General features: G+C 74.2%; 12 protein-coding genes and 1 pseudogene. 5 read left to right on the forward strand and 8 right to left on the reverse strand.

What is annotated here, in order from left to right:
• Window positions 1-118 precede the first annotated feature (118 nt).
• The 4 genes from ABT106_RS28190 to lipB form a co-directional block, all read right to left on the reverse strand.
• Entirely contained in the window at window positions 119-817 is a 699-nt protein-coding gene (locus ABT106_RS28190) for a DUF4191 domain-containing protein (protein WP_267720805.1), read from the reverse strand.
• A 9-nt stretch (window positions 818-826) separates the two neighbouring features.
• Window positions 827-1,024, reverse strand: coding sequence for an SCO2195 family GlnR-regulated protein (locus ABT106_RS28195; RefSeq protein WP_267721010.1), 198 nt, complete (start codon window positions 1,022-1,024; stop codon window positions 827-829).
• A 261-nt stretch (window positions 1,025-1,285) separates the two neighbouring features.
• Complete coding sequence (lipA, locus tag ABT106_RS28200; RefSeq protein WP_351282811.1) at window positions 1,286-2,239, reverse strand: lipoyl synthase; 954 nt, start codon at window positions 2,237-2,239, stop codon at window positions 1,286-1,288.
• Window positions 2,240-2,350: 111 nt separating this feature from the next.
• Entirely contained in the window at window positions 2,351-3,148 is a 798-nt protein-coding gene (lipB, locus tag ABT106_RS28205) for a lipoyl(octanoyl) transferase LipB (RefSeq protein WP_351282814.1), read from the reverse strand.
• 266 nt (window positions 3,149-3,414) lie between these two features.
• Between lipB and ABT106_RS28210 the strand changes: the two genes are divergently transcribed.
• Window positions 3,415-4,857: an NsdA family TPR-like regulatory protein gene (locus ABT106_RS28210; RefSeq protein ID WP_351282817.1), complete on the forward strand. Its 1,443-nt coding sequence runs from the start codon at window positions 3,415-3,417 to the stop codon at window positions 4,855-4,857.
• Between the two features lie 64 nt (window positions 4,858-4,921).
• Here ABT106_RS28210 and ABT106_RS28215 read toward each other — a convergent pair whose 3' ends face one another.
• The 3 genes from ABT106_RS28215 to ABT106_RS28225 form a co-directional block, all read right to left on the reverse strand.
• Window positions 4,922-6,229, reverse strand: a complete 1,308-nt coding sequence (locus tag ABT106_RS28215) for an NAD(P)/FAD-dependent oxidoreductase (protein ID WP_502979503.1) — start codon at window positions 6,227-6,229, stop codon at window positions 4,922-4,924.
• A gap of 178 nt (window positions 6,230-6,407) precedes the next feature.
• Entirely contained in the window at window positions 6,408-7,295 is an 888-nt protein-coding gene (locus ABT106_RS28220; RefSeq protein ID WP_351282820.1) for a TIGR01777 family oxidoreductase, read from the reverse strand.
• A 192-nt stretch (window positions 7,296-7,487) separates the two neighbouring features.
• Window positions 7,488-8,213 carry a VIT1/CCC1 transporter family protein gene (locus ABT106_RS28225; protein ID WP_502979504.1) on the reverse strand — a complete coding sequence of 242 codons (726 nt, stop codon included), beginning with the start codon at window positions 8,211-8,213 and terminating at the stop codon, window positions 7,488-7,490.
• A gap of 171 nt (window positions 8,214-8,384) precedes the next feature.
• On the opposite strand from ABT106_RS28225, the gene ABT106_RS28230 reads away from it, so the two are divergent.
• Together ABT106_RS28230 and ABT106_RS28235 are read left to right on the forward strand one after the other, a co-directional pair.
• A complete protein-coding gene (locus ABT106_RS28230; RefSeq protein WP_351282823.1) occupies window positions 8,385-9,503 on the forward strand; it encodes a SpoIIE family protein phosphatase in 1,119 nt (372 codons plus the stop codon).
• A gap of 97 nt (window positions 9,504-9,600) precedes the next feature.
• Entirely contained in the window at window positions 9,601-9,852 is a 252-nt protein-coding gene (locus ABT106_RS28235) for a hypothetical protein (RefSeq protein WP_351282826.1), read from the forward strand.
• Between the two features lie 109 nt (window positions 9,853-9,961).
• On the opposite strand, the gene ABT106_RS28240 is transcribed toward ABT106_RS28235, so the two are convergent.
• Window positions 9,962-10,213: a hypothetical protein gene (locus tag ABT106_RS28240; RefSeq protein ID WP_267720795.1), complete on the reverse strand. Its 252-nt coding sequence runs from the start codon at window positions 10,211-10,213 to the stop codon at window positions 9,962-9,964.
• Between the two features lie 107 nt (window positions 10,214-10,320).
• On the opposite strand from ABT106_RS28240, the gene ABT106_RS28245 reads away from it, so the two are divergent.
• Together ABT106_RS28245 and ABT106_RS28250 are read left to right on the forward strand one after the other, a co-directional pair.
• A complete protein-coding gene (locus ABT106_RS28245; RefSeq protein ID WP_351282830.1) occupies window positions 10,321-10,692 on the forward strand; it encodes an ArsC/Spx/MgsR family protein in 372 nt (123 codons plus the stop codon).
• A gap of 124 nt (window positions 10,693-10,816) precedes the next feature.
• Window positions 10,817-11,066 (forward strand): annotated as a pseudogene (locus tag ABT106_RS28250) (MarR family transcriptional regulator); the annotation flags it as partial.

Below are 11,066 nucleotides of genomic sequence, written 5' to 3' on the forward strand. Positions count from 1 at the left end.
GAACAGCAGGCCGAACGGCACCGCGCCGATGATGACGGGGACGCCGGCCAGGGCACCTTGCAGTGCCTCACCCCCGCGGCTGTGTCGTATACGAAAAGCGGGTGAGCGGCTGATCCGGTCAGCGCATCTTTCCGCCGCGCGGCATCTTCATGCCCTTGGGCATCGGGCCCTTCGGCAGCGGCATGTTGCTCATGAGGTCGCCCATGGCCCGCAGCTTGTCGTTGACCTGGGTGATCTGGGGACCGGCCAGCACGCGCGGCAGCTTGAGCAGCGTGGTGCGCACCTTCTTGAGCGGCACCTCGTTCTCGCCCGTGCCCACGATGAAGTCGTGCACCGGCACGTCCGGCATGATCCGGGCCATCTTCTTCTTCTCGTTCGCGAGGAGAAGCTTGACGCGGTTGGGGTTGCCCTCGCCGATCAGCACCACACCGGCCTTGCCGACGGCCCGGTGGACGATGTCCTGGCTCTTGTTCATCGCGATGGCCGGGGTGGTCGTCCAGCCCCGTCCCACGTTGTCCAGTACGGCCGCGGCCGCGCCCGGCTGTCCTTCCATCTGCCCGAAGGCAGCGCGCTCGGCCCGTCGTCCGAAGATGATCGCCATTCCGAGGAACGCCACCAGGAAGCCCAGGATGCCCAGGTAGACCGGGTGGCCGATCAGGAAGCCGATCGCGAGAAAGACACCGAAGGTGACGATTCCCACGCCCGCGACGATCAGACCGACCTTCGGGTCGGCCTTGCGCGTCATCTTGTACGTCAGGGCGATCTGCTTCAGTCGCCCGGGGTTCGCAGCAGTCTCTGCGTTTGACTTCCTCGCCATAGGGCGAGTTTACGTGGCCCGAGGGGTACGGGTAGCCGCGGCCTCAAGTACGTGTTCGGTTTCGACCCGGTCCTTGGCCCTGCGGCGGTCCTCCAGGACGGCCGTCCAGGCGTTGCGGCGGGCACCGCTCATGAGCAGGGACTCGACGCCCCGGAAGGCGTCGGTGAAGGAGGGAATGGCGATGGCGCGTACGGGCGCGGCCTGCATGATGGCGATCCCTTTCACGGAAACACGTCGGCAGAGCGGTTGCGGTGCGTGGGTCCAGCGTCACTGACTGGTGTTACCAGGGCGTGACCAGCCCGTCAAATGTGATGGACACGTTGCAAACACGCAGACGCGGCCCGCCGGGCACTCTTCCCTGAAAAGAGCCTAGGGGCCGCGTCGACGCGGTGTTACTCATTGGTAAGACTTTGTGCGCGAGTTCACACGGTTCGTGTGGTAGCGCGCGTCACACCCGCCTGCCGTCGCCTACACCTCGGCGTGGCTGCGCTTCTCCATCGCCTGCTGGTAGAGGCGGCCCGCCCGGTACGAGGACCGGACCAGCGGCCCGGACATCACGCCGGAGAAGCCGATCTCCTCGGCCTCCTTCGCCAGCTCCACGAACTCGGCGGGCTTCACCCAGCGCTCGACGGGGTGGTGCCGCGGCGAGGGCCGCAGGTACTGGGTGATGGTGATGAGCTCGCAGCCGGCCGCGTGCAGGTCCTTCAGGGCCTGCGTGACCTCTTCGCGCTCCTCGCCCATGCCGAGGATCAGGTTCGACTTGGTGATCAGGCCGTAGGCGCGGGCCCGGGTGATCACGTCGAGCGAGCGCTCGTAGCGGAAGCCGGGGCGGATCCGCTTGAAGATGCGCGGCACGGTCTCGACGTTGTGCGCGAAGACCTCGGGACGGGAGGCGAAGACCTCCTCCAGCAGCTCCGGGACCGCGTTGAAGTCGGGGGCCAGCAGCTCGACCTTGGTGTGCCCGCTCGCGCGGCCCGCCGTCTGCTCGTGGATCTGGCGCACGGTCTCCGCGTACAGCCAGGCGCCGCCGTCGGCCAGGTCGTCGCGGGCGACGCCGGTGATGGTGGCGTAGTTCAGGTCCATCGTGACCACGGACTCGCCGACACGGCGCGGCTCGTCCCGGTCCAGGGCCTCGGGCTTGCCCGTGTCGATCTGGCAGAAGTCACAGCGCCGGGTGCACTGGTCGCCGCCGATGAGGAAGGTGGCCTCGCGGTCCTCCCAGCATTCGTAGATGTTCGGACAGCCCGCCTCCTGGCACACCGTGTGCAGTCCTTCGCCCTTCACCAGGGCCTGCATCTTGGTGTACTCGGGGCCCATCTTCGCCCGGGTCTTGATCCACTCGGGCTTGCGCTCGATGGGCGTCTGGGCGTTACGGACCTCAAGGCGCAGCATCTTGCGTCCGTCGGGTGCGACTGCGGACACGACCGGCTCCCTGTGACTTCGATTCTTCGGCGCCCACCAGGGTACGCCCGTAATTTCGTACGCTCTTCATTCCGCCAACCTGGGGGCTGCCGGACGCATTCCCGCGGGCGGTCAGCCCGCCGCCGGCTCGATCGCGCGGGGCCGCGGCTCCGCGTGCTCCAGCACGTCCTTCAGGTGCCGCTCGATGACCGGCAGCACCTCGGCGATGGTGATCTCGCGGCCCAGTTCGTACGAGAGCGAGGTCACACCGGCGTCCCGGATGCCGCAGGGCACGATCCGGTCGAACCAGGTGTTGTCGGGGTTCACGTTGATGGCGAACCCGTGCATCGTGACGCCCTTGGCGACCCGGATGCCGATCGCGGCGAGTTTGCGGTCCTCGCGGCGCTGGCCGGCGTTGGACGGGGCGTACTCGGGGCCGTTCAGCCGGGCGTCGAACTCGTCGTCCTCCAGGCGCGGGTCGAAGTCGAGCGAGAGCCCGCCGATCAGCGGCCGGTCCTCCACCGGGTCGCCGAGCACCCACACGCCGGAGCGGCCCTCGATCCGGGTGGTCCGCAGCCCGAAGTCGGCGGCGGTGCGGATCAGCGCGTCCTCCAGGCGCCGGACGTGGGCGACCACGTCCACCGGGCGGGGCAGCTTCATGATCGGGTAGCCGACGAGCTGGCCGGGGCCGTGCCAGGTGATCTTGCCGCCGCGGTCCACGTCCACGACGGGGGTGCCGTCGAGCGGACGCTCACTGGGGTCGGTGCGCCGTCCGGCGGTATAGACCGGCAGGTGCTCCAGCAGCAGGCAGGTGTCGCCGGTCTCGTCCGCGAAGCGGGCGGCGTGCACCCGGCGCTGCTCCTCCCAGGCCGCGGTGTACTCGACGGCTTCCGGTCCGAAGCCCAGATGGACAAACCCAAGCTCAGCCACCGCGGCGCCTCCTCGTTGAACCTGCTGTGTGCACGTATCGCACCAGCCAAGGGTACGGCGGCCCGTGCGGGCGTCCTCAGGGCCCCGGCCCCCCGGCCCGCACGGGGTCCCGGAGAACGGGGCGGTCCGTAAAGCGACCCACCGATTCTGCACACGATCGGATGAATGTGGGACAGACAGGGCGGTCTGGGGGAAGTTCGCCGCTACATTCACGCCGTTCACAGGGCCGGGACCCCGGTCCGTCACGTCAGGAGACCGTGGAGCCGATGACGGAACGACCTGCCCAGCGCGTCCCCAACCGGCAGCTCGCGGCGCTGATCGAGGAGGCCGGGTTCTCCAACGCCGGGCTCGCCCGCCGCGTGGACCAGCTCGGTCTGGAGCACGGTCTCGATCTGCGGTACGACAAGACCTCCGTGACGCGGTGGCTGCGCGGGCAGCAGCCCCGCGGCACCACCCCCGCGCTGATCGCCGAGGTCTTCACCCGGCGGCTCGGGCGGCGGCTGTCGGCCCAGGACATGGGGCTGGACGCCTGCGCGCCCGTGTACGCGGGGCTGGAGTTCGCCGCCACCCCCGAGGAGGCCGTGGACATCGCCGCCGGCCTGTGGCGCAAGGACTCCGGTTCGCACGCCGAGCTACGGAAGATCGCCTTCACCCCGGCCGGGCTGGTGGTGCCCAGCCGGGACTGGCTCATCGGGAGGGCGGACGAGCGGGTGGGCCGCGGCGCGGATCCGGCGGCGGCGGCCCGCGTCCCCGTCCAGGGGCGGGCCTCGGTGCCCCGGCAGCGGCAGATCGACCGCGGCCCGGGGCAGCGGGTGACCGGCGGCGACATCGCGGCGCTGAGATCGGTGGGCGAGCTGTTCCGCAGCCTGGACCACGCGTACGGCGGCGGCCACGCCCGGCAGGCGCTGGTGCGCTACCTGGAGCACGAGGCCGAGCCCATGCTCCGCGGGACGTACGGGGAGACCACCGGGCGGCGGCTGTTCTCCGCCGCCGCCGACCTGACCCGGCTCGCGGGCTGGACCTCGTACGACATCGCCGCGCACGGGCTGGCCCAGCGGTACTTCGTGCAGGCGCTGCGGCTGGCCCAGGCCGCCGCGGACCGGCCGTACGGGGCCTACGTGCTGGTCACGATGAGCCGACAGGCGGTCTACCTCGGCCACGGCCGGGAGGCGGTGCAGCTGGCCCGGGTGGCCCAGCAGGGCGTCGGCTCGGGGCCGCCGCCGGTGGTGCAGGCCCTGCTGCACTCGGCGGAGGCGCGGGGGCACGCGGTCCTCGGCGAGGTCAGGGCGGCGACGGCGTCGCTGGTGCGGGCCGAGCGGGCGCTCGGCGCGGCGCGGCCGGGGGACGACGTGCCGCACTGGGCACGGTGCTACGACGAGGCGCAGTTGGCGGACGAGTTCGGGCACTGCCACCGGGACCTCCAGCAGTACCGGGCCGCGGCCCAGCACGCGGAGCGGTCCCTGCAGCTGCGGGCACCGGCGTACGCCCGGTCGCGGCTGTTCTGCCGGGTGGTGCTGGCCACGGCGCGGCTGGGGCTGGGCGAGCTGGACCAGGCGTGCGCGCTGGGGGCGGAGGCGGCGCAGCAGGCGAGCGAGATGCGGTCGGTGCGCGCGGTGGAGTACGTACGGGACTTCGAGCGGCGCCTGGAGCCGTTCCGGGACGCGTCGGCGGTACGGACGTACCGGGACCGGGTGGCGGCGCTGTCCTGACCCGGCGGCGCCCCTCCGGGGCCCGGAGCCCGGGCCGGGCTGCGGACCCCGGAGGGGCGGTTCCTCAGGCCGCCACCGGGAGCGCGGGCTCCGGGGCGGCGGGCAGCGGGATGCCGAAGTCCCGCAGGACGGCGGTGGCGGCGCGGCGGGCCGAGTGCAGGGCGCCCTGGACGGTGTTGGTGTCGCGGTGGTCCCCGCAGACGTACAGCCCGGCCAGCACGCGGACGGGGCGGCGCGCGTCGTACGGCGCGGGCATGGCGGGGACGGCCTCCGGGGTGTGGTGGACGGCGAGCAGCTCCCACGCGCGGGTCGGGGTCTCGTAGAGCCGGGCCAGGCGCGAGGCGACCGTGCGCGGGGGTGGTGGCGGGCCGAGCACGGTGGTGGTGACCAGGCTCCGGCCGGCCGGGGCCCGCGTCGGGTCGACCGCGCTCATCACGGCGGTGTGGGAGACGGGCCACTCGGCGGCGGCGTCGAGGAGCAGCGAGCCGTCCCAGGGCAGCGGTCCGGCCGTGGCGTGGTGCAGAACGGTGACCTCGTGGAAGGCGGGCACGCGCAGCCCGGGCAGGAGCCCGGCGGCGGCGCGGGCGCCGGTGGCCAGGATGACGGAGCGGCAGCCGAACTCCCCGTGTTCCTCGGTGGTGACCAGGTTCGTCGCCACCGACCGGACCCGGACCCCGGTGTGCACGGTGCCGGGCGGCAGGGCCGCGGCGAGCAGACCGGGCAGGGTCGCGGCGCCGCCCTCGGGCACGGCGAGCCGGCCGCGGGCGAAGGTGCGCAGGGCCAGGTCGGCGACGCGGCTGGACGTGGTGAGGTCCGGATCGCGGAGCAGGGCGGCGAGCAGCGGCCGCAGGACGGTGTTGACCGTGCGGGGCGGCAGGCCGCGGGAGCGCAGGGCGCGGTGCGCGGTGCGTTCGGGCCGGGCGAGCAGCTTCTCCTCGGGCAGGGCGGCGAGCCGGCCGAGGGCGGCGCTGAGCCGGGCCTGGTCGAGGGAGCCGCTGGCCAGGGCGCGGGCCGGGGTGAGGGCTCCGGCGCGCAGTTGTCTGCCGTCGGCGTGGACCAGGACGCCGGGCGCGAAGGGGCGCAGGGTCAGGGCCTCCAGGCCCGGGGTGCGGGCCAGTTCGGTGTACGAGGTATTGAGCAGCTGGCCGAGCCGGTCCAGCCGGAACCCGTCGGCCGACGTGGTGGCCATCCGCCCGCCGGGGTCGCCCGCGGCCTCCAGGACGGTGACCGTGACGCCCGCTGCGATCAGGTGCTGCGCGGCCGCGAGTCCTGAGACTCCGGCTCCTACGATGACGACGTCCGCATGGTGTGCGGCATGGTGTGAGCTGCTGAGCACGTGCCCCTCCCCGAGGTCGGCGCGGCTGTGTCTCACCGTCCTTCCCCCAACCGGCTCCAGCGGAACCCAAGTTGGCTGGGGTATTACGGTCAGCTCCGGTCGCACGGCGGTCGCACGCGGGTCACGAACGGTCGCACGGCGGTCACCTGCCGGTCGCGCGGGCGGGGAGGCGGGCGGCGCGGGCGCAGCGGGCGCCGTGGGCCGGGCAGGGGGTTCAGAGGGCGGCGCGGATCGCCTGCTCGATGCCCGGGTCGCGGAAGACGAAGCCGGACTCCAGCAGCCGGGCGGGCCGTACCCGCTGGCTGCCGAGCACGTCCTCGGCGAACTCCCCGAGCGCGACGCGCAGGGCGACGGCCGGCACGGGCAGCACCGCGGGCCTGCGCAGCACCCGGCCCATGGCCTCGGTCACCTGCCGGTTGGTCACCGGTTCGGGGGCGGTGAGGTTGACCGGGCCGGAGAGCGCCGGGGTGTCGATGATGTGCCGCAGGGCGGCGACCTCGTCCCGGAGGGAGAGGTACGACCAGTACTGGCGCCCGGTACCGAGACGGCCGCCGACGCCGGCCCGGAAGATCGGGAACAGCCGTCCCCAGGCCCCGCCGTCGCGGGCGACGACGAGGCCGGTACGGGCGTGGACGGTACGGATGCCCGCCGCGGCGGCGGGTTCGGCGGCCGCCTCCCACTCCACGCACACGGAGGGCAGGAAACCCCGCCCGGCGGGGGCCTCCTCGTCGACGGCGCGGTCGCCGGTGTCTCCGTAGTAGCCGATGGCGGAGCCGCTGACCAGTACGGCCGGCGGCTCGTCGAGGGCGGCCGTGGCCCGGGCGATGGCGGCGGTGCCGAGGACCCGGCTGTCGCGGATCTCCCGCTTGTAGGCGTCGGTCCAGCGGTGCTCGCCGACCCCGGCCCCGGCCAGGTGCACGACGGCGGAGCACCCGGCCAGCCCGGCGGGGTCCACCTCGCCCCGGGCCGGGTCCCAGCGCGCCTCGTCGGCGGCGGCGGGCGCCCGCCGTACGAAACGGACCACCTCGTGGCCGTCCGCGCGGAGGGACTGTACGAGGGCCTTGCCGATGAGCCCGGTGGAACCGGTGACCGCGATACGCATGCCCCCATCCTGCCGGGTCCCCCCGCCGCCCGGCCCGAACCGGGCCGGGGCGACTCCCCGCCCCCGCCGACGCACCCCGCCCGAACGGACCAACCAACCCGGGCGAGCCGAAACCGCCCCCGGGCGAGCCAGTCCCAGCCCCGCGGCACACCGAACCAACCGGCCCGGCCGGGGTGCGCGGAGCCCCGGGGGTCAGCCGGCGGCGCCGAGCCAGGTGCCCACCGCGTACGTGACGGCCATGGCCAGCGCCCCGCCCGCCACGTTTCGCAGGACCGCCCGCCCCGCCGGCGCCCGGCCGAGCCGCGCGCTCACCACCCCGCACAGCGTGAGCGCGGCCAGCACCGCCACCACCGTGACCGGCACCCGCTCGGACGGCCCCGGCAGGATGATCGCCAGCAGCGGCAGCAGCGCGCCCACGGTGAAGGCGACGAGGCTGGCCAGGGCCGCGTGCCAGGGGTTGGCGAGCTCGTCGGGGTTGATGCCCAGCTCCACCCGGGCATGGGCCCGCAGCGCGTCCCGCCGCGTCAGCTGCTCGGCGGCCTCCCGGGCCAGGTCGCGGCTCAGTCCCCGGGCCGCGAGCAGATCGGTCAGCTCGTCGAGTTCCGCTTCCGGCTCCTCGGCCAGCTCGCGTCTCTCCAGGTCGAGCGCGGCCCGCTCGGAGTCCCGCTGGGAGCTGACGGAGACGTACTCCCCCGCCGCCATCGACAGCGCGCCCGCCAGCAGCCCGGCGATGCCCGCCGCGAAGATCGCGGAGCGCGAGGTGGTCGCTCCGGCGACACCGACCACCAGACCCGCGGTGGAGATGATCCCGTCGTTGGCACCGAGCACCCCCGCGCGCAGCCAGTTCAGGCGCGTACTGATCTCGGCGCTCTGCGAGCCGCCGCCCGCGCCTCTGCCGCCGCTGCCGTGCGCCTCGATGTGCGCCCTCGTCGGCGGCCTGCCCGGTGCTTCGTCTTCCGTCACGCCCCCACTGTCCCCGCTCGGGTCCCCACCCGGCCACCGCACACCGCCGCCCGTGTCCGGGGCGGGACGCCGCCACCCGGCCCGGTCCGGGGTGCGCGGGCCGGGTGCCGGTACCAGGGTGGAGGGGTGAGAGGCCAAAGCGAGCAGCCCGGCTGGCTGCGGGGGAAGCCGCCGCCGGTCTGGACCCGGATCGCCCCCGCGGCGGCCCTGGTCGTGCTCGTGCTCGCCCAGGCGCTCACCCCGGGCGACGTGGAGTTGGGGTACTTCCTCGCCGCTCTGCCCCCGGTGGCCGCCTTCGCCTACGGTCCGGCCGGAACCGCCTGCTTCGCCGCGGTGGTCCTGGTCCTGCTCGGCGCGCCGAGCATCGGCGTCGCGCACGCCCGGGGCTCGGACCTGGCCACCGTGGCCGCGGTCGGGCTGCTGGGCGTGGTGATCGCCTGGGTCCGGCGGCGCCGCGACGCCCAGCTGGTGACCGTACGGACGGTGGCGGAGGCGGCGCAGCTCGCCATCCTTCCGCCGCTTCCGGAACGGGTCGGCCCGGTGCGCTGTTCCGCGCTCTACCGGGCGGCCCAGCGCGGCACCCTCGTCGGCGGAGACCTGTACGACGTACGGGCGGGGCCGTACGGGGTACGGGCACTGATCGGCGACGTGCAGGGCCACGGGCTGGCGGCGGTCGGCACCGTGGGCGCGCTGCTCGGCGCCTTCCGCGAAGCGGTGCTGGACGACGCGGAGCCGACGGCGGTGGCGGCCAGGCTGGACCGGCGGCTGCTCGCGGACACCGCGCACGCGACGGACGTCTCCGCCGAGCCTCCGGAGCTGTTCGCGACGGTGATGCTGCTGGAGTTCCCGCCCGGGCTGGACCTCGTACGGATCGTGTCGTGCGGGCATCCGCCGCCGCTGCTCCTGCGCGGGTCGGCGGTGCGGGAGGTGGCCGTGGAGCCGGGTCCGCCGCTGGGGCTGGGTCTCCCCGGGCCGGTCGCGCCGGTGGCGGTCGAGCTGCGGGTGCTGCCCGGGGACCGGCTGCTGCTCTACACCGACGGGGTCACGGAGGCCCGGGACCGGACCGGGCACTTCTACCCGCTGGCCGCACGGGTGCCCGTGCTCGCACGGGAGCCGGCCGGCCTGGTCCGTGCGGTGTGGCAGGACCTGGCGGCCTTCACGGGCGGCGGCCCGCGCGACGACGTGGCCTTGCTGCTGCTCTCCCTGGACGGGGCCGGCCCGGCCCCGTCCAGGGAGCCGACATGACCGTGCCGTACCGATCATGTGACCGAACGACGACAAGAGCCCCATTTGCCCGGTTTCCATGGTGTGCTCGGCTCACATCCCACGGAGAGGAACCCCCGTGCACGCACCGCGCAAGCACCGCAGGCGGATAGCGGCGATCACCACGGCGGCGGCCGCGACGGCCGCCCTCAGCCTGGTCTCGGCCGCCGTCTTCCTCGGCGCACCGCTCGACGCGACCGGCGCAGGCGCCGGGACCGGCGGGCACGTCGCGGTCGAGGCGCCCGCACGGCTGACGGTGGACGGCGTCTCCGGTCCGGGCTCCCCGGCCGGCACCGGCCCGGGCGAGACCTTCGGGGTGCCGCTGCCGTAACCCGGCGCGGGGCGCCGCGCCACGGCAGCGGGCTCTCCGGGCTCCGCGGTACGGGGGGCCGGGCCGCGTTTCCCCCCGGAAACGGACCGTGCGACCCCCCGACGCCTCCTCACGCCTCCTTGATGAAGGCGCGCACCAGCTTGCAGGTGACGTTGGAGGGCCGGTGTATGCCCGTCCGGACGGCCATCGTCCGGATCTTCCGGTTGGTGGCGCGCCGGGCGTCGTAAGTCCCCGAGTCGAGCAGGGATATCGCCAACCGCATCGCCTTCAGGCGGCGGTTGTGGCTCTCGTACCACTCGCGGGGCAGGCCCGCCGGCAGCGGCTTCTTCTTGACGTGCTGAATGGTTGTGGCAGTGGCCATCTACAGCCTCCCAAACGGTAGTTGGCTTCCTGTCGTTCTCCTTCGATTTTACCGGGGAGCACTGACAAAAGCCCCTGGCCAGACCTGCTCTGGTTAGGGTTGGCGGCATGGAGATCTGGATCAATCCCGCCTGTTCCAAGTGCCGCGGCGCGCTGACGCTGCTGGACGCGGAGGGCGCCGACTACACCGTGCGCCGCTACCTGGAGGACGTGCCCTCCGAGGACGAGATCCGCGAGGTGCTCGGCCGGCTCGGGCTGGAGCCGTGGGACATCACGCGCACCTCCGACCCGCTGGCCCGGGAGACCGGCGTACGTGACCTGCCGCGCGAGGGGACCGACGCCGCGCGGGGCCGCTGGATCGCCCACCTGGCGGCCCACCCGAAGCTGATCCAGCGCCCGATCATCACCGCGGAGGACGGCACGGCCCTGATCGCCCGCTCCGACGAGGCCGTCCGCGAGGCCCTGTCCCGCAAGGGCTGAGACCGCGCCGCCCGCAACGGCGCGGCGCCGGGCCGCGTCGTGGGCGGCTTCGGCACGACGGCCTCGGCGCGTTGCCCCGACGGGCGACGGTCCCGCTCGGCAAGAGATCACGGACGGAGGCAAAGTGAACGACGACGACGGGAAGCCCGGCCACGCGGACTCCGTGCACCTGCCGCGGGCGGCGACCGGGGAGTTCGGCCCGCGCCGGGCGGAGTTCGCCGTCCGCGACGGCCTGCGCGCCACCGGCGTGCGCGCCACCGGCGTGCGCGCTCTGATCCGCCTGCCGGACGCGGCCCGCGCGGGCGAGCCGGCCACGGCGGGCCCGCTGGGCACCGGCCCGGAGGGCACCGCCGCCGTCATCGGCCGGCCGGAAC

The organism is Streptomyces sp. NPDC002044, assembly GCF_040296725.1.
Classification (GTDB): Bacteria; Actinomycetota; Actinomycetes; order Streptomycetales; family Streptomycetaceae; genus Streptomyces; species Streptomyces antarcticus.

Bases quoted from the DNA above. Each gene is read 5' to 3' on its own strand.
- ABT106_RS28190 (WP_267720805.1), bottom strand. From the start codon at position 817: ATGGCGAGGAAGTCAAACGCAGAGACTGCTGCGAACCCCGGGCGACTG.
- ABT106_RS28245 (WP_351282830.1), top strand. From the start codon at position 10,321: ATGGAGATCTGGATCAATCCCGCCTGTTCCAAGTGCCGCGGCGCGCTG.
- ABT106_RS28240 (WP_267720795.1), bottom strand. From the start codon at position 10,213: ATGGCCACTGCCACAACCATTCAGCACGTCAAGAAGAAGCCGCTGCCG.
- ABT106_RS28220 (WP_351282820.1), bottom strand. From the start codon at position 7,295: ATGCGTATCGCGGTCACCGGTTCCACCGGGCTCATCGGCAAGGCCCTC.
- ABT106_RS28195 (WP_267721010.1), bottom strand. From the start codon at position 1,024: ATGCAGGCCGCGCCCGTACGCGCCATCGCCATTCCCTCCTTCACCGAC.
- ABT106_RS28210 (WP_351282817.1), top strand. From the start codon at position 3,415: ATGACGGAACGACCTGCCCAGCGCGTCCCCAACCGGCAGCTCGCGGCG.